This is a genomic window from Streptomyces sp. NPDC086549 (genome assembly GCF_044746205.1).
GTDB lineage: Bacteria > Actinomycetota > Actinomycetes > Streptomycetales > Streptomycetaceae > Streptomyces.
The window spans coordinates 173027-193177 of sequence record NZ_JBIVBS010000016.1; the positions used below are offsets into that span (position 1 = coordinate 173027).

Here is a 20151-nt window from a genome sequence, read left to right on the forward strand (position 1 = left end):
CGATGACCGTGCTCATCCTGACTTCCGACGAGGACGTGACGGCGGACATGGTGGTCCTCCGGCTCAACGAGGCCGGTGTGCCCGTGGTCCGACTCGACCCCGCCGATCTCACCAGCCGGGTCGCCCTCTCGGGCGAGTACGTGCAGGGGGCCTGCCGCGGACACCTGTCCGTGGCGGGCCGCCTGGTGAGCATGAACGGTCTGCGCTCCATCTGGGTGCGCAGGCCGGGCATCGCGGCCGCCCGGGCCGCCCAGCCGTCCGCCTGGCTGACCGAGGAGTCCTCCCAGGCGCTGTACGGCATGCTGCGCTGCACCGACGCCCGCTGGATGAACGATCCCGACGCCGCCCAGCGGGCACGGCACAAGCCCTGGCAGCTGCGGCTGGCCCAGCGCAGCGGGCTGCCCGTGCCGGCCACTCTGATCACGACCTTTCCCCAGGCCGCCCGGGAGTTCGCGGCGCGTTTCCCGGACCTGGTGGTCAAGCCCGTGTCGGGCGCGCATCCGCAGGAGCCGCCGCGGGCGGTGCCGACGAGCCGGGTCGCGCCGGACACCGACTTCTCGGCCGTCGCCTTCGGACCGACCCTGCTGCAGCGACGGGTGGCGAAGCGGGCCGACATACGTCTCACCGTCGTCGGCGACCGGTTGCTCGCCGCCCGCAAGGCGGTCGCCGAGGACGCCGACCCCGACGACGTGGACGTCCGCTTCGCCCCGTCCGTCTCCCCCTGGCAGCCCGTGGACGTGCCCCCACGTACCGCGGAGGCCGTGCACACCTATATGAAGGGGGCAGAACTCGCCTACGGGGCCTTCGACTTCGCGGAGGACGCCGACGGGATCTGGTGGTTCCTGGAGTGCAACCAGTCGGGCCAGTTCGGCTTCGTCGAGATGGACACGGGTCAGCCGATCGCCCGCTCCATCGCGGAGTGGCTGGCTCAGGACACCGAATCGGCAGGGGCGTACGTCAACGGAGCCAGGAGATCGGCTCCTTGACGGCATCGGCAACGGCATCAGGAAGGGACCGCCATATGCGTGTGGGACTGCTCGGGACCGGACCGTGGGCGCAGGGGGCGTACGCCCCCGCACTGAGCGGGCACGGTGGACTGGACTTCGCCGGGGTGTGGGGCCGCCGTCCGGAGGCTGCCTCGGCCTTGGCCGAGCAGTACGGCACGCGGGCGTACGACGACGTGGACGCCCTGCTCGACGACGTGGACGCGGTGGCCGTGGCGCTGCCACCGACCGTGCAGGCGGACCTGGCGGTGCGCGCGGCCCGTGCGCACTGTCATCTGCTGCTGGACAAACCGCTCGCCCTGAGCGTCGCCGACGGCCGGGCGGTGGTGGAGGCGGCCGAGCGGGCCGGTGTCGCCTCGGTCGTGTTCTTCACCACACGGTTCCAGAAGGAGCCGCAGGCCTGGATCGACGAACAGGCCGCCGTCACGGGCTGGTTCACCGCGCGGGCGGAGTGGCTCGGGGCGGTGTTCACCAGTGACAGCCCGTTCGCGGCCTCGCCGTGGCGCAGGGCGAAGGGCGCACTGTGGGACGTCGGCCCGCACGCCCTGTCCGTGCTCCTGCCGGTGCTCGGCGACGTCCGCGGGGTGACGGCCGCGGCGCACGGCCCCGGGGACACCGTCCACCTCGTCCTCGACCATGTCACCGACACATCGAGCACCTTGGCCCTGAGCCTCACGGCCCCGCCGGCGGCGGCCGGGGCCGCGGTCGAGCTCCGGGGCGAGGCGGGGGTGACGCTCCTTCCGCGCAGCAGCGAAGGAGCGGTTCCCGCCGTCGCCCGAGCCGCCGAGGCCCTCTTCGCGGCCGCCCGCACGGGCCGTCCCCACTCCTGCGACGCGGCCTTCGGCCTACGGGTCACCGAGATCCTCGCCATGGCCGAGGCCCGACTGAACGGCGAAGCCGACTAGAGCTCGACCAGAGCGTGTCTCTTTCATGCCGCAGCGGGTGGATCAGGTCCGCCACCGGCTGCGGCGCGGCTCACCGGTGCAGGTTCACCGTCGCCATGAGCCAGACCACCGCCACCGCGACCGCGACGGTCGCGACGATCAACGACGCGGAGAGGAGTCTCGCTCGCATCGTCCGATAGCGGGCCTGATATTCGTCCCGCAGTTCGAGAGTCCGACCGGCGATACGCAACAGGACCTCGCGGGCTGTCTCCAGCCGGTCGTCGGTGTAGACGCGGACGACGGCCTCGCGCTGCGCGGTCGTCAGCCAGGTCAGACGGTCGGCGAATGTCTCCGCGGCGTCGCGCGCCTCTTTCACTTCCGCCTGCCAGAGGAGGTATCCGGAGAGACACCTCCCGTCGCGAACATGTGGTGTGCCCAGACGGTGATGGACAGGCCGGCGATGGCCATCGTCGCCCCGACGAGGCCGAGGTAGCCGAACATCGGCTTGCGGGCGAAGACGGGGATGACTTCCGAGATGATCCCGAAGAAGGGAATCGCGATGACGTACACCTCGGGATGGCCGAAGAACCAGAACAGGTGCTGCCACAGCAGTGCCCCACCGTTGGCCGCGTCGAAGACGTGGGCGCCGAACTTGCGGTCCATCTCCAGGGCGAGCAGCGCGGCGGCCAGCACCGGGAAGACGATCAGCACGATCAGTGAGGTGAGCAGGACGTTCCAGGTGAAGATCGGCATCCGGAACATCGTCATGCCCGGGGCACGCAGACACACGATCGTCGTGATGAAGTTGACGGCGCCCAGGATGGTGCCGAGGCCGGACAGGGCCAGACCCATGATCCACATGTCGCCACCGACCCCGGGGCTGTGTGTGGCGTCGGACAGCGGCGCGTAGACGAACCATCCAAGCTCGCCGCACCCTGCGGGGTGACGAAGCCGCCGACGGTGATCAGCGATCCGAACAGATAGAACCAGTACGCGAGCATGTTGAGGCGCGGGAACGCCACGTCGGGGGCGCCGATCTGGAGCGGCATGATCCAGTTCGCGAAGCCACTGAACAGCGGGGTCGCGAACATCAGCAGCATCACTGTGCCGTGCATGGTGAACGTCTGGTTGAACTGCTCGTTCGTCATGATCTGCAGTCCGGGGCGGGCCAGTTCGGCGCGCAGCAGGAGCGCCATCACTCCGCCGACGAGGAAGAACGCGAACGACGTGATCAGGTAGAGGCTGCCGATCACCTTGTGGTCGGTGGCCGTCAGCCAGCCGATCACCTTGCTGTTCCGTCGCCCGCCGGCCGCGCTGGCCGCGTCGGCCGCGTCTGCCGGTGAGGGAGGCACGGTCGTCGGGGCGAGATCTTTCATGCTCACTCCGGGTTCCCTTCCGAAGATGCGCGCGGATATTTCTTGGAGAAATCAGTGAGCACAGGCACGAACCGTAGGTAGACGGCGAGCTCTCGCCCCAATGGGCACAGCCAGCCCCAACACGACCTGCACCAAGGGGTCCGTCGGCTCCTCAATGGGCCGATCAGGGCTCGCCGAGATTAACACATGTATTATTCGTTTAAAATCGTGAATCCGCCGCGACGGGCACTCCGACCTGCGTCATCGCGCAGCCGGCGTAGAGGTGAAGGGTGCGCGTACGCCGACGAGTGCCCCGTCGGCTGTGTCCGCCATCGGGTCCTCGTGCGGAGCACGTACGCATGCGTGAAATGGCGGACCCGGCCATGCCGCGGATCCGCCAGGCTGTGTGAACAAGGGGCGCATGCCGGCGTCAGGCCGGAGCGTCACGCCCAGCCTGCTGCTCCTTCGGGTTGCTCAGGCTCGCGATGCAGGGACGCGGAGCGTTGAATCGCTGGAGTTCGGTGACCTCCACCGGCGCTCCCATCTCCGCGAGGGCTCCGCGCATCAGTCCCAGGTGAATCGAGCAGACAACGCCCGGCAGTTCGTCGGCGACCTTGCGGAAGGGGCAATGGCGCAGGAGGATCCGGCTGCCCTCCTCTTCCACTTCAGGATCGAAGCCCATGCCGGCGAGCATGGACTGCACCTGCTCGATCGCTTCCGCCCTGGTGGCACGCGCGAACGGGGCGCGCCGCTCGGTGAGGAAGCGTCCCCACTCCTGGCCGGCTGCGATCGACGTCGTCTCGGGTTCCGGGGAAGTGGACGCGAGATGGCTCGCCAGGATCTCAGCGAGGAATCGGTAGCCGCCCTCGGGCTCGGGGCGTGCCGACTGGGCAGCGGTGTACACCATGCTCGGGCGGCCAGGCCCGACCGCGCTCGCCTGTTCTTCCCAGATGTGGTTGTCCTGCATCAGGCGGTTGAGGTGGAACCGGACCGTGTTGGTGTGCAAACCCAACTCGGCGGAAATCTCCTGCACGGTGACGGGCTTTCCGGACCGGCGCAACAGGTCGAGGACAGCCTGCCGGGTGTCGCTGGCGAGGGCTCGACCTGGCCTACCAGTACTTGAATCCACCATGCACCAATTATGACAGATTTTTCGTAGAAACCAAGAAGCCCGTGTCCCAGTGGAGGATGTCCACCGGGACACGGGCTTCTTCCTCATGGATTCAGAGGATCACCGGTCAGGACCCGGCCTGTAGGTCACCAGCAGGACCAGGGTGGTCAGGGTGATCAGCTCGGCCAGACCGGCCGACACGTCGAGAGCGCCGATTTCCTCAGGCCCACCGCCATGCGGGCCGAAGGACAGTCCATGCGTGCGGCTGACCGCCCACAGGGCTATCGCCCCGATGTTGGCCACCAGACCGGCGACCACCACCAGCGGAGCGTTGGGGCTCAACCAGATGGGGTCGACCTTGATCGGGGCGTGGACGTACTGGTTGTGGTAGCCGTTGAAGACGACCGCGTCGTTCTTGCCCTCCGTCATCTTGTTGAGGTCGGACACCTTGCCGCGGGCCCCGAGGTAGAGCTCGGACTGGACGAAGGCGTACTCCTTGTCGACCTTGGGCAGGTTCGGCGGGTCGATGATGATCGCGCCGAACCTGCCGTTGCCCATGTGGTGGATCATCGGCGCCGCCCCGCAGTGGTAGGTGAACGCTCCGGCGTACTTGGCGGTGAACTCGTAGAGGAGCTTCTCTCCCGGCTTGATGGTCCGCATCTGGACGTTGGGCGCGACCTTGGAGGCATGGAAGTCGATGGAGTGCGGTATCGACCCGTCGTTGACAAGGGTCACCTTGAAGGTGTCGCCGACCTTGCCGTGCAAGGTGGGGCCGGGGGCCTTTCCGTCGTAGGTCCACAGGAGCTGGCGGACGCCCGGGGCGACCTCCTGCTCCGTCTCCTTGACGTGCAGCGTCACCTCGTGGGTGGACGGACCTGACGGGGGCAGCACGGGATCGACCGGCTTCCAGTCCTTGGAGGGCTCGGCGTTGGGGTCGATCTTGGCGGCCCCGTCGGCTGCGGTGGTCGCACCGCTCCGGCCGGAGTGGTCGCTCGCGTGGTCCGCTGTCCCGGCGCCCTGCACATTGATGTTCAGGAGCAGGCCCGCCTCCTTGTGGCCGGGGACGGTGCACCATGCCTGCGTGGACTGGTCGAAGGCGCCCCACTCGTACGTGGTCGACGCTCCCGGGTCGAGCAGCGGGACATCCTTGCCCTGCACCGACATGTTGTGGGGCATGGCGCCCTTGTTGACGACCTTGGCCACCACCTTGGACCCGGCGGGGACGGTGATCGAGGAGGGTTTGACGTACATGTCACCCAACTCGAGGTCGACGGTCACAGTGCCGCCCGCCGCGGCGGCGGGCTGGGCACCGTGGCCGGCGGCCTCGGTGTGACCGGACACGCCCGACCGGAACACTCCGGTGATGATCAGGCCCAGAAGCAGGCCGAGGGTGACCGCGGTGGTGACCGCGGGAACGAAGGGGCGGATTATCTCGGTGACGGTTCTGCCGGAGCCGGCCGGCTCCGTGTTGTCGGACACGGTTGTGCTCCAATCGAGCGGTTCCATCGGGACGCAGCCGCGGAATCGGGTACGCGGTGCGCAGTCGTGTGGCGAGGTCCGACGCCGAATCCGCCGGCGGGCCACAGGGCAGCGGGCACCCGGTCAGGTGACGATCAACTCGGTGAACATGCCGAACATGCCCTGGGCCCCTTCGGAGTGGGGGAAGATGTGACAGTGGAACGCCCAAGTCCCGGGCTGGTCTGCCTTGATGAGCACCGTGTAGCGCTCGCCCGGTGCTACGAGGACGGTGTCCGCCTTGTAGGGCTGAGGCAGCGGGAAGCCGTCCTTGGCGATGACGAGCTGGTCCAGGCCGTGCAGGTGCATGGGATGGGCCTGCGTTCCCGCGTTGAAGTAGTGGAGCTTGAGCCACTCGCCCTTCCGTGCCCTGATGGGCTCGGTGGCGGGGAACGACTTGCCGTTGAGTGAGAGTCCGATGGCGTCGGCGTCCTGGAGGACCATGGGAATCTCCTGGGCGACCTCGACCCCCCTGGGCACGGGTACGTCGCCGATGAGGAACGTTCCGAACAGTCCGTCACCGACCTGCTTGGTCCCGTTGTGGTGTGAGTGGTACCAGCCGACGGATTCCCGCGTCGCGGTGAACGAATAGGTGAACGACTCACCAGGTTTGATGGGGTCTTGGGTGACGTCCGCGACACCATCCATGGAGTTCGGTACCGGGAGGCCGTGCCAGTGGACGACTGTCGACTCGGGGAGCGTGTTCTGCACGACGATGCGGACCTTGTCACCGACGTTCACGTGCATGAGCGGCCCAGGAACCATGCCGTTGTAGGTCTGGGCGTCGACCACCGTGGAGCCGGTCCGGGCTGCCCCGGCCTCGCCGTGTCCGCCGGCCGCCTGGTCGTCGTGTCCGGATGTCTCGGCCTGGGAGGATCCGGCCGCTACGGATTCCGCGCTGGTGTCGCCGCCTGTCAGGGCCAGTGGCACCGTCCATGCGGGCGTGGCCAGCGCTGCTGCGAACGCGACAGCACTGATCAGGGCTTTCGTTCTCGACATGCTGCCTTCTCTCAGCGATGGAGATTGCAGCGAGTTTGGATCATAAAAATAAGGGACCTTGGCTAGTGTGAGCTGCGTCGCACCCTGGGGGTCCCGAGGTGCCGGTCGGCCGCCACCCCCGACGCGAACTTGCGGCATGTCCCCTGGTCACACGGGGCATGGGGTCAATCGCAGTCGCGCGGGCCGAGCCGAGAAGGGCGTCGGCGGACTGAGACACCTGAGGCCTCTGGGCTCGGAGGCCGCCAGCAGCTACCATCGCCGATATGTATCAGAGATATTCAGGTGCGTCGCCGCACCTGGTCCCCACAGCTGAGGTTCCCGCTCATGACGCCTTGTTCTGCGGCCGAGAACGCTGTCCCGACCACGCAGGTTCCTGACAGCTGCGCCCGGGCCGTCTTCGCGCTCGTCGCCCCGCTTTTCGCCCAGTACGACTGGTCCTGGGCAAGACAACGCCACATGGTTGTCCTCAAGTGCCCTGCCCCCACCCCGATGGTCCGTGCCATGCGGGCACTGCACGGCGCCGGCTACCGGCTGATCGTCAGCGACGCCGGTGCCCTGGCAATCATCGTCATCGGCCGACGGAGGCACACCGACCGGGGCCCCCGTGATGGCACCGTGGTCGAGCGCGGCACTAGCGTTCCTAATATTTATTAGATAAATTGGCCCGCGCCCGGCGGAGTCGCAGAAAGGCAGGGACCCATGACCTATGTGATCGCGCAGCCATGTGTGGACGTGAAGGACAAGGCATGTGTCGAGGAGTGCCCGGTCGACTGCATCTACGAGGGACAGCGGTCGCTGTACATCCATCCCGACGAATGCGTGGACTGTGGTGCCTGTGAGCCGGTGTGCCCCGTCGAGGCGATCTTCTACGAGGACGACCTGCCTTCCGAATGGAAGGGCTACCTCCAGGCGAACACGGAGTTCTTCGACGAGCTCGGGTCGCCCGGCGGCGCATCGACGCTGGGCCTCATCGAACGCGACCACCCCCTGATCGCCGCTCTGCCGCCACAAGCAGGCGCGGAGTGACTCGTCCCTGACCCACCGCCTGACACCGAACCGCGCAGTCGAGCCCCGAAAGAAGGACCCATGCACATCGCCGAGATCGCCGGCACCGAACGGCACCGCGCCCCCGTCCCCGGCGGTCCCACCGTGGCCCTGCTCACCCCGTCCGGCATCTCCGATCAGGTCGCTGTCTTCCACATCGAGATCCCTGCCGACGGCGGCATGCCCGAACACGCCCACGGACCTTCGGAGATCGTGCTGATCCCGCTGGCCGGGTCCATCGAGCTCCTGCACGAAGGGCAGTCCCGGACCCTGTCACCGGGTATGGCCGCGCACATCGGCGTCGGCGAGCGCGTCAGCGTGGCCAACCCGGGAACCGAACCGGCCTCCGTCATGGCCGTGGCCTGCCCTCCCGATTTCACCGAGAACCTGGCGGCCTGGCCCACCGCATGAGGGAGCCGACAGCGGCCGCGCGACATGCAGAGAGGCCTCAGGAGTCATGAATACCACCGCCGCCGCGACAGCCGGTGCCGTGACCTTCGTCTGGCTGGGGATGGTCCTCGCCATCTCCTTCGTCGAAGCGCCGTTGAAGTTCCGCGCCCCCGGGATCACGGTCCCGCTCGGGCTCGGGATCGGTCGCCTGGTCTTCCGGGCGCTGAACCTCATGGAAGTCGCGCTGTTCATCGCAGTGATCGCTGTGGTCGCCACCAACAGCGTGTCGGCCGTCACCGCGGGGGCCACCGCGGTGCTGGCGGTGCTGCTCGCGGTGCAGCTCGGGATCGTACGGCCCCGCCTCAACCGGAGGACCGACCGGGTACTGGCCTGAGGGCAACTGCCGCGCTCCCGGGGCCATGTGCACTACGTGACCTTGGAGGTCGCCAAGGTCTTCACCCTACTCGTGCTGGGCGCCGGCCTGCTGACCGGGTAGACCGGCCGACTGCTGCGATCGGCAGGACGCGTCGGCCACATGCACGGCAGGGGCCGGAGGGAAACGCCCCCTGGGCCCGGCCGTCCCCGGGGTCGGCCGGGCCCCGTCCGGTCAGTCGTCGTCGAACGGCTCGTCGCTCCACCGGAACCAGGCCCGGTCCCCTTCTATGTGCAGCAGGAACTCGGGGACGGGGCCGTCCGGCGAGGACAGTGACACCCGGCGCCGGATCTCGTCGTACGCTCTCTCCCACTGCTCCCAGTCGTCGTCCCGCTCCGCCAGGGCGAGTTCGCGGACGAAGAGATGCCGGACGGAGTCGAAGCCGGGGCCGGGCGTGAACTTCCCCGACAGCCAGGGGAAGTCCATGTCGTCGATCAGGATCTCGCCCACGGCTTCCCCGCCGCTGCGCACGCGCCACACCGAGCCGCCCAACGCCATCCCCGCACCCTCCGCCGCCCGCTGCCGGTCACCGCACGGACAGCATGTCAGCCGGCACTGACATCGGACCCGGCCCGGAAGGTGGCCAGCTCCCTGACGACGGGATACCCGGCGCTGGTGAAGTGCGCGGCCATGGGGAAGTTGCCCTGGTCGGTCGCACCGGCGATGACCTCGGCTCCTCGCTCGACCAGGAAGTGGGTGCACTCCGCGAGGAGGTCGTAGGCGTAGCCGTGACCGCGCCGCTGCGGCAGCACGCCGATGAATCCGATGCACGGCCCCGACGGATTGTGCGCGGGGATGTGGATGCCGACCGGTTCTCCGTCCGGCGTGCGGGCGACCTGCCACCACTCCCGCGGTGACGGGCACCACCGGAAGAAGTCGAGCTCCTCCTGGGCTGCCCGGTCCACTCCCCCTTCCTCGATGGCCCGGCGGGCATGGGCGTCCAGGGTGACGGAGTGGATGCGGCGCAGGGCGTCGAAGAACACGGCGTCGTCCGGGTCGGCGCCGAAGACGAGACGGCCGGGCCGCTCGGGCAGGCCGCACTGCGGTGTCCACCGGTACACGAAGCGTTCCACCAGCAGCTCGTATCCGGCCCTGCGTACGGCGGTGAAGCGCGCCTCGGCGGCCGCGCGCAACGCGGGTGCGTCGCGCCAGCCGCTGGGCAGGTTGATCTCCAGGTGGTCGACCTGCCAGGGCGCGGTCCGCAGGAGCTCGGCCCCTGCGTCCTCCTCGCCCTCGGCCACGTCGAAGTGGTCGACGAGGAGCGGCTCGGGGTCGTCGGGGCCGCCCCACCAGGCGCCCCGTGCCACCACCGCGCCGTCGCGCAGGGCGACGCGCTTCCAGTCGGGGCGGTATTGCACCGGCCGGTGCGCATCACGTGCGCTCAGCGGGTCGGACAGGGTGTCGAAGACATGGACGGTGCTCTCGTCGAGCGCGCGGATGACCAGACCGGTCATGGATTCCTCCGGGATGCGTACTGCGTGGAGCGCTCCCGGTCAGGTCAGACGTGGCACGCCCGGGCAACGGGGAGGGAGCGCTGGATGGTCGTGGACCGCATGGCACTCGCCTCCTTCCGCGGGGTCGTCGGGCGTGGTGTCACACCGTAGGCGGGCGCGTACGCACGCGTCCACCGCTTTTTCGCGGGCGGGCCCGGGGCCGGGTGGGAGCGTAGTTTGGGCTTGTGAGGACGGTGGGCGGCCGCTGGTCGCGCCAGTACCGGGACGAGCGCAGCTGGCTGCGGGGCGCTCCGCCGCCGTGGTGGGTGCGGGTGCTGCCCATCGCCCTGCTGGTGGGCGTCGTCGTGGTCACCGTCGCCAGTCGCAACTACCTCGACCTGGGGTTCCTGCTCGGCGCGATCCCGCCGCTGGCCGTCCTGTCGTACGGACCGCTGGCCACCGCGGTGCTGGGCGTTCTGGTGATCGGCGTGCTGCACATTCCGGCCACCCATCTGAACCGGCCCGGCGAGACCGATCTGCTCACCATCGTCTTCGTCTCCGTACTGAGCGTGTTCGTGTCCTATGTGCGCAGTCACCGGGACGCCCAGCTGGTCACGGAGCGGACGGTCGCCGAGGTGGTGCAGCGGGCCGTGGTGCCACCGCTTCCGAAGCGGGTCGGGCCGGTCCGGTGCGCGGGGCTGTACCGGGCCGCCCAGCACGGCACGCTGGTCGGCGGGGACTTCTTCGAGGTGCGCGACGGGCTGTACGGCGTGCGGGCGGTGATGGGTGACGTGCAGGGGCACGGGCTGTCGGCGGTGGCCACCGTGGTGTCACTGCTGGGGGCCTTCCGGGAAGCGGTGCTCGACCAGCCCGACCTGGAGTCGGTCGCGGCCCGGATGGACCGCCGGCTGACGGTCGACTCGGCGGGTGCGCAGAATGCCGAGTTGTTCGCCACCGCCATGCTGCTGGAGTTCTCCGCGGACGCCCGTTCGGTGCGCATCGTGGCGTGCGGACATCCGGCACCGATCCTGCTGCACGACGGGAAGGTCCGCGAGATCGGCGTCGCGGCGGGGACTCCCCTGGGGCTCGGTCTGGTCGGTGTCGATGCGCCCAAGGAGGTCACGGTGGCGCTGGAGCCGGGCGACCGGCTGTTCCTGGCGTCCGACGGCGTATGGGAGGCGCGGGACGACTCCGGCGGCTTCTATCCGCTGCCCGAACGGCTCGCGGAGCTGGCCGCCCAGGGCTCGGCCCCGCTGACCGAGCTGGTCTGGGCGGATCTCGTCCGGCACTGCGGCACGATCCATGACGACACCAGCATGCTGGTCCTCGCCCCCGAGCCCTAGGACCTCTCCGGCCTGAGTCAGCCCACGTCCCACAGGAAGCGGTGGGTGTGAATGGCGAAGTACGGGAAGGACTGGACCTGCCGTACCCCCTCGATCTGCCGGACCACGTCGTTGACGAAGTCCAGCAGATCCTTCGGCCCCGGGGTGACCACCTCGGCGAACAGGTCGAAGCCGCCCGAGGTGAGCACCGAGTAGACGACCTCGGGCCGGTCGGCCAGGGCGTCGGCGACGGCACGCGGGTCGCCGTCCACGCCGATGCCGAGCAGGGCCATGGCCTGCCCGCCCATGGCCATCGGGTCGGTGACGCCGACGACCTGGACGGCCTTGGTGTCGAGCAGCCGCTGCAGTCGCTGCCGGGCCGCCGAGGCGGACAGGCCGACCTTCGGGCCGAGGTCGGCGTACGCGATGCGCCCGTCGGTCTGCAGTTCGCGCAGGATGGCCCGGTCGATCTCGTCCACGTGCTTCCTTTCCGCCCCTGGTCGGCTCGGGCCCACCCTAACGGCGTGTCTCAGCCGGTCAGTTCCGCGAGGGCGGCGGCGAAGACCTCGGTGTGCGTGTCCACGTCCCGCTCGGTCGTGTCGGGGCACATCAGCGCCATGTTGTGGAACGGGGTCAGCAGGATGCCCCGGTTGGCCAGGTAGAGGTGGAGGAAGTCCTCCAGCTCCGGGTCGGCGGCGGCCTCGGACTCGGTGCCGGTGCGCGGTGCCGGGTCGGCGAACCGGTACTCGGTGCGGGCGCCGAGGCGGCTCACCGACCAGGGCAGCGCGTGTGCCTCGATGCCCGCGCGGACGCCTGCCTCGAAGCGTTCGGACAGCTTGGCCATGTGGGCGAACGCCTCGTCGGTGAGGACGTGTTCCAGGGTGGCCCGCATCGCGGCGACTGAGAGCGCGTTGCCCGCCAGGGTGCCGCCGACCCCGCCCATGTCCACCAGGTCCAGGTCCTCGCGGGCGAGCAGCTGCCCTGCGAGGTCGGCGGAGAGCCCGTAGGCGCCGGCCGGGATGCCGCCGCCGATGGCCTTGCCGATGGTCAGCAGGTCGGGTTCCAGGTCCCAGGCCGCGGTGCAGCCGCCCGGCCCGGCGGAGAAGGTGTGCGTCTCGTCGTTGATGAGGAGGGTGCCGTACTGCCTGGTGAGGGCGCGTACACCCGCCAGGTATCCGGGTTCGGGGAGCACGATGCCGATGTTGGTGAGCGCCGGTTCCATGAGGACGGCGGCGACGTCGCCGTGGGCCAGTTCGCGCTCCAGCTGCGCCAGGTCGTTGAACTCGGCGACCCTGCTGGTCAGGGTGACCTCGCAGGGTGCTCCGACGTTGCCGGGCCGGGCGGTGCCGCGGCCGTCCGGGCCGACGACGATCAGCGACTCGTCGACGCTGCCGTGGTAGCTGTAGCTGTTCACAAGGATCTTGGACCGGCCCGTGACGGCCCGGGCAAGCCGGATCGCCCAGCGGTTGGCGTCGGTCGCGGTCAGCGAGAAGCTCCAGCGGGCGAGCCCGAAACGGCGGGTCAGCTCGGCGCCGACCCATTCGGCGTCCTCCGTGGGCAGCATCGCGGTGGCCCCGCCCTGCTCGGTGAACCTGCGGTTGACCGCTTCACCCACCACGTCGGGCGAGTGACCGGCCATGGCTCCCGTGTCGCCCAGGCAGAAGTCGATGTACTCGTGTCCGTCGATGTCGGTGACCCGGGCTCCCCGGGCCGTGGCCAGGTAGCGGGGGAAGGCGCCGGCGGTCTTGTTCATCCACGTCATCGGCACCCGGCCGAAGAGATGGTCGGCCCGGCCGTAGGCCGCCTTCGAGCGCGGGTTGCGGCGGTCGGCCTCGGCGCTCTCGCGGGCCAGGAGGTGGTGAAGACGGGTGCGGTCCATGGAGTACCCCAGGGGCGACGACTACGACGACGGATCAGTCGGAGCGTACGACCGGAACAGCCGAGAAGACAAGGATCTACAAACGATTCGATCGTCACGACGCTTGAATCAAGCGCCATCTCCCTCACTGGCAGTAACGATTCCTCCGTCCGTGTGCCGAAAGCGCGCTCACCCTTCGAACAAACGGCACGAAACGCCAGGCCGCGCCACCCCTTCCGTGAGGTAGATCTATCTACCAGCATGCATACGCCGGGTAGGTGTGGTGTCGCACCGAGTGCCCGGTGAAAGCCACTGTGTACGGCCGTGTCAGGCAAGCGGAGATCACCCGGAGCAGCATGACGAACACGATGTGGATGCAGGGCGTGGAATGGCTTGCCGCGGCGGCGGCAGACCCCCGGACCTGCAAATGGGACTGGGACCACGGCGACGGCATCGCGCTGCTGGAAGCCGGCCGCTTCTGGGACGTACTGAGCGTTCCCGACCGGCTCGGCCTGCTCACCCTCGACCTGCTGTGGCGGCCGTCGCTGCCCGTGCCGGGGCCGACCCTGGTGGACACGACGGCCCACCGGGTCGGCTTCTTCGTGCCGCCCGACCCGTCCGGGCAGTGGGTCGGCGCGGGACTGCGCTACGCGAGCAAGGGTTCGTGGGTGGCCGTGCCGCCGCCCTACCGGTCGGCCCGGTCCCTGGAGTGGCTGATCCCGCCCGACGGCACCGGCTCGCTGCACGGGCCCGGCACCCTGGAAATGGCGTTGCGCCAGGCCAACGGCACGCTGGCGGTCCTCGCGCCACCCGGCGACGGGTAGCGCCTCAGGGACGCTTCGCTTCCGGCCCGGTGCGTGCCGGAAGCCCGATGCGGAAGGCCCACTTCAGCTCGGCGGCGGCCGGCACGGTCCGCCCCTCGGCGCGCCACTCCGCGACGAGCTGCGCGTAGATCGGTTCACGTGTCCGCGGGGCGCCGACGGGCTGTGCGCGGCGGAGAGGCGCGGGCTCCAGGTGCGGTGAGCGTCGGAACCCGAAGGAAGTCCGGTCCATGCCGGAGCAACGCTCACCGCGCGCCGGTGGTACGGCCGGTTCACCGGCTCGGGTGAGCACACCGCCCGATCGGACCACCGGCCGGTCCGACAAGCATCCTGAACGCGCGCACCACGGCCCGGTCAGCAGATCCTCGGCAGTTGCTCCCCGATCGGCATGTCGACCACGCGGGTACCTCCCAGACCGGTGCGGGCCACCACCATCCCGGGGTGTTCCCGCACCGCCTCGCCGATGATCCTCGCCTCCCCGCCCAGCGGATGTGCCCGCATCGCGTCCAGGACGGCGTCCGCGTGCTCGCGCGGGACGAAGGCCACCAGCTTGCCCTCGTTGGCGACGTAGAAGGGGTCGAGGCCCAGTACCGCACAGGCATTGGCCACGGCCGACGGGACCGGGACGTCCCGTTCCGTGACGACCACGCCCGTCCCCGAGGCGGCCGCGATCTCGTTGAGCGATGCCGCGAGGCCGCCGCGGGTCGGGTCGCGCAGCACGTGCAGATCCGGTGTGACGGCGAGCATGGCCTGCACCAGACCGCCGAGCGCGGCGCAGTCGCTCTCGATCTCCACGCCGAATTCGAGGCCCTCGCGAACGCTCATGATCGCCACCCCGTGCACGCCGACGGCACCGCTGACGATCACCACGTCACCGGGCACGACCCGTTGCGGACGCAGGTCGACGCCCGCCGGGATGACCCCGATACCGGCCGTGTTGACGTAGATCCCGTCGCCGTGGCCGGCCTCCACCACCTTCGTGTCTCCCGTCGCCACTTCGACGCCCGCGGCGCGCGCGGCCGCGCCGAGCGCCTCGGCGACCCGGGCGACGGTCTCCAGCTCCACGCCCTCCTCCAGGATGAATCCGCAGGAGAGGTAGGCGGCCCGGGCTCCGCTCATCGCGAGGTCGTTGACGGTGCCGTTGACGGCGAGGTCGCCGATGCTGCCGCCGGGGAAGAACAGCGGCCGTACGACGAAGGAGTCGGTGGAGAAGGCCAGCCGGAGCCCGCCGAGGGAGAGCGCGGCGGCATCGCCCATCTGGGCGAGCACGTCGCCGCCGAAGGCGGGTGCGAAGACGTGCTGGACCAGTTCGGCGGAGAGCGTGCCGCCCCCGCCGTGGCCCATGACGATCCGGGGCTGGTCGCGCAGCGGCGCCGGACAGGCCCAGGCGGTGGGGTCCAGGGCGGTCGTGGTGTCAGGCAACGGGGCTCGCCTCCCGGGCCGCAGGGGTGAGGTCCAGGCGCCGGTAGAGGTAGTACGCGGCGCAGGCGCCCTCGCTGGAGACCATCGTCGCTCCGAGCGGGGTACGGGGGGTGCAGCGGGTGCCGAACGCCGCGCACTCGTTCGGTTTGAGCAGTCCCTGCAGGACCTCTCCGCTGCGGCACTCGGCCGGTTCGCGGGTCCGGATGCCCTGCACGGAGAAGCGTGACTCGGCGTCGTAGTCGCGGTACGCGGCGGACAGCCGCCAGCCGCTGCCGGGGATCACGCCGATGCCCCGCCAGGCGCGGTCGGTGACCTCGAAGACGTCCTCCAGCATGGCCTTGGCGGCCGGGTTGCCCTCGGCACGGACGGCACGGGGGTAGGCGTTCTCGACGGTGTGCTCACCGCGTTCCAGCTGTGCCACGGTCCGGCGCACGCCCTCCAGGATGTCCAGCGGTTCGAAGCCGGTCACGACGATCGGGACCCGGTGGCGCCGCGCCAGCTCCGGGTACTCGTCCACGCCCATCACCGTGCACACGTGCCCGGCGGCCAGGAAGCCCTGCACCCGGCAGCTCGGGGAGCGCATGATCGCCTCGATGGCGGGAGGGACACGGACGTGCGAGACCAGCAGGCTGAAGTTGCGGATTCCCAGCCTGCGGGCCTGATGGACCGTCATGGCGTTGGGCGGCGCGGTCGTCTCGAAGCCGATGCCGAAGAACACCACCTGGCGGCCGGGGTTCTGCTGGGCGATCCGCAGGGCGTCGAGCGGCGAGTACACGACCCGTACGTCGCCGCCCTCACCGCGCACCTGGAACAGGTCCCGTCCCGTGCCGGGCACCCGGAGCATGTCACCGAAGGAGCAGAAGATCACCTCCGGCCGGGAGGCGATCTCCAGGGCCTTGTCGATGACCTCCAGCGGGGTCACGCACACGGGGCAGCCCGGTCCATGGATCAACTCGACCTTTTCCGGCAGGAGTTGGTCGATTCCGTGACGGATGATGGAGTGCGTCTGCCCGCCGCACACCTCCATCAGCGCCCAGGGCCTGGTCACCGTGGCGTGGATCTCGTCGAGGAGCCGTCGCGCCAGCTCGGGGTCCTGGAACTCGTCGATGTACTTCACTGCCGCGCCTCCTCGCCGACGGGCGGTACGGCCTCGCCCGCGGCCGCTTCCCAGGGGTCGCCGAACTCCTCCTGAAGCATGCCGAGTTCGGCGAAGAGTTCGAGCGTCTGCCGGGCCGACTCCTCGTCCAGCCGCTGCAGCGCGAACCCGACGTGCACGATGGCGTACTCACCGACCCGCAGGTCGGGCAGGTACTCCAGGCACACCTCCTTGACCACACCGCCGAAGTCGACGGTGGCCAACCGGGTGCCGTCGCGTTCCTCGATGTGCAGCACTCTGCCGGGTACCGCCAGGCACATGGGCCTCTCCTCGCTGTGGGTGGTTCGTCAGTCGGGGGCTGTCGTGCGCGCGGCCACCAGGAGCTGGCCGAGGGCCAGGCCTCCGTCGCCGGGCGGGACCAGGTGGTGGCGCAGCACCGTGAAGCCGTCCGCGTCGAGCGCGGTCGTACAGGCCGAGGAGAGTGGGGAGTTGAGGAACACCCCGCCGGTCAGGGCGACGGTGTCCACTCCGTGGCGCTGCCGCGCCCGTACGCAGAGGCGGTGGACGAGGTCGGCCACGGCCCGGTGGAAACGGGCCGCGACCCTCGCCCGGTCCGCACCCGCCCGCAGATCGTCCACGACCGCGGCCAGGACGGGCGCCGGGTCGGCCCGCACCGGGTCGGTGCCGCGCAGGGCGAAGGCGTAGGCGACGGTGTCCTCAGGGGGAGCCTGAAGGGCCGCCGCCTCCAGTTCGACGGCCGCCTGCGCCTCGTAACCGGCCCGGTGGCACACGCCCGCGAGGGACGACATCGCGTCGAAGAGCCGGCCCATGCTGGACGTGGGCACGCAGTTGAGGTTCCGCTGCAACTGCCGGTCCAGTAGCGGGAGTTCGTCGCGCGGGCAGGCGGAGACGCACGCCAGGTCGGCGGACCAGCCGAGCCCGGCCGCGCGCAGGTGCGCTAGGGCCATGCGGTAGGGCCGGTGCACCGCCGCGTCACCGCCGGGCAGCGGCACGTAGGCGAGGTGTCCGAAGCGGGTGAAGCCGTCGTAGTCCGCGAGCAGGAACTCGCCGCCCCACACCGCCCCGTCGTCGCCGTACCCGGTGCCGTCGAAGGCGACCCCGAGCACCGGCCGGCTGCCGTCCAGGCCGTGTTCGGCCATCGCGGCGGCGACATGGGCGTGGTGGTGCTGGACGCGTACGACGGGCCGGCCGGCCGCGTTGCGGACCGCCCACCCGGCAGAGCGGTAGCCGGGGTGCCGGTCGGCGGCCAGCAGCAGGGGCCGTACCGGCGTGATCGACTCCAGCTGCCCCACGGCGCGTTCGAAGGCCCGCTGGGTGGCGAGGTCGTCCATGTCGCCGATGTGGGCCGACAGCCAGGCCCGGCGGCCCTCGCCGAGGCAGAAGGTGTTCTTCAGGTCGCCGCCGACCGCGAGGGCCGGGCGCACGGGCACGGGGAGGTCGAGGGGCAGGGGCGCGTATCCGCGGGCCCGGCGTACGACGAGGGGCTTCCCGTCGCACACGCGCACCACGGAGTCGTCGCACGGCACGTGGATCGGCCGGTCGTGGGTGAGCCAGGCGTCGGCCAGGTGCGCGAGCCGCTCCAGTGCCTCCCCGTCATCGGTGACGATCGGCTCGCCGGAGACGTTGCCGCTGGTCATGACGAGCAGCCGGGTGCCCGCGCGGTCGCCGGGCAGGCCGAACAGGAGGTGGTGCAGCGGGGTGTACGGCAGCATGACGCCGAGGTCGGGGCTGCCGGGGGCGACGGTGTCCGCCGGCCGTGGCTGCGCGGTCCCGGTGTCCGTGCGCCGGCGCAGCAGGACGATAGGACGGCGGGCGCCGGTGAGCAGACGGCGTTCCTCGGGGTCGAGGCGCACGAGGTGCTCGATGTCGTCGAGGCTCCGGGCCATGACGGCGAACGGCTTGTCGCCCCTGGACTTGCGGCGCCGCAGCAGCGCGACCGCACGGGGGTCGGTGGCGTCGCAGGCCAGGTGGTAGCCGCCGAGGCCCTTCACGGCGACGATCGCGCCGCTCGCGAGGAGGGCGCGGGCCGTGCCGATCGGATCGGCGGCCGCGACCGGAGCCGGTGGGTCTGCGGGTTCGGGTGCGCGCGCGAGAAGCCGCAGGCGTGGCCCGCAGGCCGGGCAGGCGACGGGTTGGGCGTGGAAGCGCCGGTCGCCGGGATCGGCGTACTCGCGGGCGCAGTCGGCACACATCGGGAAGCCGGCCATCGTGGTCTGCGCCCGGTCGTAGGGCAGGCCGGTGACGATCGTGAACCGCGGCCCGCAATGGGTGCAGTTGACGAAGGGGTGACGGTGGCGCCGGTCGCTGGGGTCGGCCAGTTCACGCAGGCACTGAGCGCAGGTCGCCGTGTCCGGGGGGATCAGCGTGCGGGCGGGTCCGGCCGTGCGGGAGACGAGGATGGTGAACCCTGTGTCGCCGGTGGCGGGCACGTCCTGGTGGTCGACCGTGTCCACGCGGGCCAGGGGCGGCGCGTCCGGCGCGATCCGGGCGCAGAACCGGGCGACCGCCTCCGGCGCGCCCTCGACCTCCAGGACGACACCGTCCGGGGTGTTGGTCACGTGCCCGGACAGGTCCAGGGCGGTGGCGAGGGTGTGGACGTAGGGCCGGAAGCCGACCCCCTGGACCACGCCCCGTACGGTGACCCGGCGGCGCAGGCGTGTCAGGCCGTCGGCTTCGGCCGGTGGGGGCAGGACGCTCACGACCGGGACGGGACCGTGGTGTGGTCGTGGTCGTGGTGATGATGGTGGTGAAGGGGCTGACGGGCCATGACGGGGCTGTGCGGCGGGGCGCCTTCCGCGGCCGCGAGGGCCCGGTCGAGCAGGGTGCCGAGGCCCTGGTCCCCGCGTACCGAGGTCAGCAGCACCTCGACTCCGGGATTGACCCGCTCCACGTTCGCCCGGAAGGCGGCCTCGTCGAAGCCGACCGCCTCGGCGATGTCGGTCTTGGTGACCACCACCAGGTGGGCCAGGCCGAAGGCGGTGGGGTATTTGAGCGGCTTGTCCTCGCCCTCCGTCACCGAGGCGAGCACGATCCGCAGCGTCTCTCCGAGGTCGTAGGAGGCCGGACAGACGAGGTTGCCCACGTTCTCCACGAACAGCAGCCGGGTCGGATCGGGCAGCCACCCGTCCAGGTGGCGGGCGAGCATCCCGGCCTCCAGGTGGCACAGCCCGTCGGTGAGGACCTGCTTGACCGGGACGCCCGAACGCGCCAGCCGGGCCGCGTCGTGCTCGGTGGCGAGGTCGGCGGTGAGCGCCGCGACCGGCACGGCTCGCTCGCGCGCCAGCGTCAGCTCGTGTTCCAGCAGGGCGGTCTTGCCGCTGCCGGGGCTGGAGAGCAGGTTGACGACGGTGGTGCCGCGGGCGGCCAGTTCGGCGCGCAGGGTGTGCGCGGCCTCGTCGTTGCGGGCGAGGACCGCCTGTTGCAGGTCGACCACACGGCACATG

The 20151-nt window shown here is 70.4% G+C and carries 21 protein-coding genes and 2 pseudogenes; 8 read left to right on the top strand and 15 right to left on the bottom strand.

All coding sequences use genetic code 11. The features are described 5' to 3' along the window. Positions 1 to 2: 2 nt before the first annotated feature. A complete protein-coding gene (gene tgmB, locus ACIPSA_RS38695) occupies positions 3 to 986 on the top strand; it encodes an ATP-grasp ribosomal peptide maturase (RefSeq protein ID WP_402643623.1) in 984 nt (327 codons plus the stop codon). Between the two features lie 35 nt (positions 987 to 1021). After that, complete coding sequence (locus ACIPSA_RS38700; RefSeq protein WP_402643625.1) at positions 1022 to 1909, top strand: Gfo/Idh/MocA family protein; 888 nt, start codon at positions 1022 to 1024, stop codon at positions 1907 to 1909. 70 nt (positions 1910 to 1979) lie between these two features. Here ACIPSA_RS38700 and ACIPSA_RS38705 read toward each other — a convergent pair whose 3' ends face one another. From ACIPSA_RS38705 to ACIPSA_RS38725, 5 genes and pseudogenes are all read right to left on the bottom strand, one after another. Continuing rightward, entirely contained in the window at positions 1980 to 2264 is a 285-nt protein-coding gene (locus ACIPSA_RS38705) for a hypothetical protein (protein ID WP_402643628.1), read from the bottom strand. A 29-nt stretch (positions 2265 to 2293) separates the two neighbouring features. Further along, positions 2294 to 3264 (bottom strand): annotated as a pseudogene (locus tag ACIPSA_RS38710) (cbb3-type cytochrome c oxidase subunit I); the annotation flags it as partial. Positions 3265 to 3673: 409 nt separating this feature from the next. After that, positions 3674 to 4375 (bottom strand): helix-turn-helix transcriptional regulator, encoded by a 702-nt coding sequence (locus ACIPSA_RS38715; protein ID WP_402643630.1) that lies wholly within the window; start codon positions 4373 to 4375, stop codon positions 3674 to 3676. A gap of 99 nt (positions 4376 to 4474) precedes the next feature. Beyond that, complete coding sequence (locus tag ACIPSA_RS38720) at positions 4475 to 5833, bottom strand: multicopper oxidase domain-containing protein (protein WP_402643632.1); 1359 nt, start codon at positions 5831 to 5833, stop codon at positions 4475 to 4477. A gap of 123 nt (positions 5834 to 5956) precedes the next feature. Next, on the bottom strand, positions 5957 to 6868 hold the full coding sequence (locus tag ACIPSA_RS38725) for a multicopper oxidase family protein (RefSeq protein WP_402643635.1): 912 nt from the start codon (positions 6866 to 6868) through the stop codon (positions 5957 to 5959). A gap of 324 nt (positions 6869 to 7192) precedes the next feature. Between ACIPSA_RS38725 and ACIPSA_RS38730 the strand changes: the two genes are divergently transcribed. The 4 genes and pseudogenes from ACIPSA_RS38730 to ACIPSA_RS38745 all read left to right on the top strand — a co-directional run bounded on the left by ACIPSA_RS38730 (position 7193) and on the right by ACIPSA_RS38745 (position 8798). Beyond that, positions 7193 to 7522 (top strand): hypothetical protein, encoded by a 330-nt coding sequence (locus ACIPSA_RS38730; protein WP_402643638.1) that lies wholly within the window; start codon positions 7193 to 7195, stop codon positions 7520 to 7522. 45 nt (positions 7523 to 7567) lie between these two features. Next, complete coding sequence (gene fdxA, locus ACIPSA_RS38735; protein WP_402643639.1) at positions 7568 to 7894, top strand: ferredoxin; 327 nt, start codon at positions 7568 to 7570, stop codon at positions 7892 to 7894. A 60-nt stretch (positions 7895 to 7954) separates the two neighbouring features. Continuing rightward, positions 7955 to 8323: a cupin domain-containing protein gene (locus ACIPSA_RS38740; protein ID WP_402643642.1), complete on the top strand. Its 369-nt coding sequence runs from the start codon at positions 7955 to 7957 to the stop codon at positions 8321 to 8323. Positions 8324 to 8369: 46 nt separating this feature from the next. Further along, positions 8370 to 8798 (top strand): annotated as a pseudogene (locus ACIPSA_RS38745) (hypothetical protein). A gap of 111 nt (positions 8799 to 8909) precedes the next feature. Here ACIPSA_RS38745 and ACIPSA_RS38750 read toward each other — a convergent pair. After that, the gene (locus ACIPSA_RS38750; RefSeq protein WP_402643644.1) at positions 8910 to 9233 is read right to left on the bottom strand and encodes a hypothetical protein; all 324 of its coding nucleotides are present in this window, start codon (positions 9231 to 9233) and stop codon (positions 8910 to 8912) included. 47 nt (positions 9234 to 9280) lie between these two features. Next, positions 9281 to 10189, bottom strand: a complete 909-nt coding sequence (locus ACIPSA_RS38755) for a GNAT family N-acetyltransferase (RefSeq protein ID WP_402643646.1) — start codon at positions 10187 to 10189, stop codon at positions 9281 to 9283. 224 nt (positions 10190 to 10413) lie between these two features. On the opposite strand from ACIPSA_RS38755, the gene ACIPSA_RS38760 reads away from it, so the two are divergent. Next, positions 10414 to 11511, top strand: a complete 1098-nt coding sequence (locus tag ACIPSA_RS38760) for a PP2C family protein-serine/threonine phosphatase (RefSeq protein WP_402643648.1) — start codon at positions 10414 to 10416, stop codon at positions 11509 to 11511. Positions 11512 to 11528: 17 nt separating this feature from the next. Here the strand turns inward: ACIPSA_RS38760 and ACIPSA_RS38765 are convergent, their stop codons facing one another. Together ACIPSA_RS38765 and ACIPSA_RS38770 are read right to left on the bottom strand one after the other, a co-directional pair. Further along, positions 11529 to 11969, bottom strand: a complete 441-nt coding sequence (locus tag ACIPSA_RS38765) for an Lrp/AsnC family transcriptional regulator (protein WP_384472723.1) — start codon at positions 11967 to 11969, stop codon at positions 11529 to 11531. Positions 11970 to 12019: 50 nt separating this feature from the next. Beyond that, a complete protein-coding gene (locus ACIPSA_RS38770; RefSeq protein ID WP_402643651.1) occupies positions 12020 to 13369 on the bottom strand; it encodes a transaminase in 1350 nt (449 codons plus the stop codon). A gap of 335 nt (positions 13370 to 13704) precedes the next feature. On the opposite strand from ACIPSA_RS38770, the gene ACIPSA_RS38775 reads away from it, so the two are divergent. Beyond that, the gene (locus ACIPSA_RS38775; protein ID WP_402643654.1) at positions 13705 to 14172 is read left to right on the top strand and encodes a hypothetical protein; all 468 of its coding nucleotides are present in this window, start codon (positions 13705 to 13707) and stop codon (positions 14170 to 14172) included. A gap of 4 nt (positions 14173 to 14176) precedes the next feature. On the opposite strand, the gene ACIPSA_RS38780 is transcribed toward ACIPSA_RS38775, so the two are convergent. The 6 genes from ACIPSA_RS38780 to hypB form a co-directional block, all read right to left on the bottom strand. Then, the gene (locus tag ACIPSA_RS38780; protein ID WP_402643656.1) at positions 14177 to 14401 is read right to left on the bottom strand and encodes a hypothetical protein; all 225 of its coding nucleotides are present in this window, start codon (positions 14399 to 14401) and stop codon (positions 14177 to 14179) included. 122 nt (positions 14402 to 14523) lie between these two features. Continuing rightward, a complete protein-coding gene (gene hypE / locus ACIPSA_RS38785; RefSeq protein ID WP_402643658.1) occupies positions 14524 to 15591 on the bottom strand; it encodes a hydrogenase expression/formation protein HypE in 1068 nt (355 codons plus the stop codon). Continuing rightward, positions 15584 to 16708: a hydrogenase formation protein HypD gene (hypD, locus tag ACIPSA_RS38790; RefSeq protein WP_402643661.1), complete on the bottom strand. Its 1125-nt coding sequence runs from the start codon at positions 16706 to 16708 to the stop codon at positions 15584 to 15586. Before hypD ends, hypE begins: the two co-directional genes overlap by 8 nt. After that, positions 16705 to 17007 (bottom strand): HypC/HybG/HupF family hydrogenase formation chaperone, encoded by a 303-nt coding sequence (locus ACIPSA_RS38795; protein ID WP_402643664.1) that lies wholly within the window; start codon positions 17005 to 17007, stop codon positions 16705 to 16707. The genes hypD and ACIPSA_RS38795 overlap by 4 nt, the downstream gene beginning before the upstream one ends. 27 nt (positions 17008 to 17034) lie before the next feature. Further along, complete coding sequence (gene hypF / locus ACIPSA_RS38800; RefSeq protein ID WP_402643666.1) at positions 17035 to 19407, bottom strand: carbamoyltransferase HypF; 2373 nt, start codon at positions 19405 to 19407, stop codon at positions 17035 to 17037. Next, positions 19404 to 20150, bottom strand: a complete 747-nt coding sequence (gene hypB, locus ACIPSA_RS38805; RefSeq protein WP_402643669.1) for a hydrogenase nickel incorporation protein HypB — start codon at positions 20148 to 20150, stop codon at positions 19404 to 19406. The genes hypF and hypB overlap by 4 nt, the downstream gene beginning before the upstream one ends. Position 20151 lies beyond the last annotated feature (1 nt).

Excerpts from the sequence above, each read along its gene's own strand:
- tgmB (WP_402643623.1), top strand. The coding sequence starts at position 3 with ATGACCGTGCTCATCCTGACTTCCGACGAGGACGTGACGGCGGACATG.
- ACIPSA_RS38700 (WP_402643625.1), top strand. The coding sequence starts at position 1,022 with ATGCGTGTGGGACTGCTCGGGACCGGACCGTGGGCGCAGGGGGCGTAC.
- ACIPSA_RS38715 (WP_402643630.1), bottom strand. The coding sequence starts at position 4,375 with ATGGTGGATTCAAGTACTGGTAGGCCAGGTCGAGCCCTCGCCAGCGAC.
- ACIPSA_RS38725 (WP_402643635.1), bottom strand. The coding sequence starts at position 6,868 with ATGTCGAGAACGAAAGCCCTGATCAGTGCTGTCGCGTTCGCAGCAGCG.
- ACIPSA_RS38730 (WP_402643638.1), top strand. The coding sequence starts at position 7,193 with ATGACGCCTTGTTCTGCGGCCGAGAACGCTGTCCCGACCACGCAGGTT.
- fdxA (WP_402643639.1), top strand. The coding sequence starts at position 7,568 with ATGACCTATGTGATCGCGCAGCCATGTGTGGACGTGAAGGACAAGGCA.
- ACIPSA_RS38740 (WP_402643642.1), top strand. The coding sequence starts at position 7,955 with ATGCACATCGCCGAGATCGCCGGCACCGAACGGCACCGCGCCCCCGTC.
- ACIPSA_RS38750 (WP_402643644.1), bottom strand. The coding sequence starts at position 9,233 with ATGGCGTTGGGCGGCTCGGTGTGGCGCGTGCGCAGCGGCGGGGAAGCC.
- ACIPSA_RS38755 (WP_402643646.1), bottom strand. The coding sequence starts at position 10,189 with ATGACCGGTCTGGTCATCCGCGCGCTCGACGAGAGCACCGTCCATGTC.
- ACIPSA_RS38770 (WP_402643651.1), bottom strand. The coding sequence starts at position 13,369 with ATGGACCGCACCCGTCTTCACCACCTCCTGGCCCGCGAGAGCGCCGAG.
- ACIPSA_RS38775 (WP_402643654.1), top strand. The coding sequence starts at position 13,705 with ATGACGAACACGATGTGGATGCAGGGCGTGGAATGGCTTGCCGCGGCG.
- ACIPSA_RS38780 (WP_402643656.1), bottom strand. The coding sequence starts at position 14,401 with ATGGACCGGACTTCCTTCGGGTTCCGACGCTCACCGCACCTGGAGCCC.
- ACIPSA_RS38795 (WP_402643664.1), bottom strand. The coding sequence starts at position 17,007 with ATGTGCCTGGCGGTACCCGGCAGAGTGCTGCACATCGAGGAACGCGAC.
- hypB (WP_402643669.1), bottom strand. The coding sequence starts at position 20,150 with ATGTGCCGTGTGGTCGACCTGCAACAGGCGGTCCTCGCCCGCAACGAC.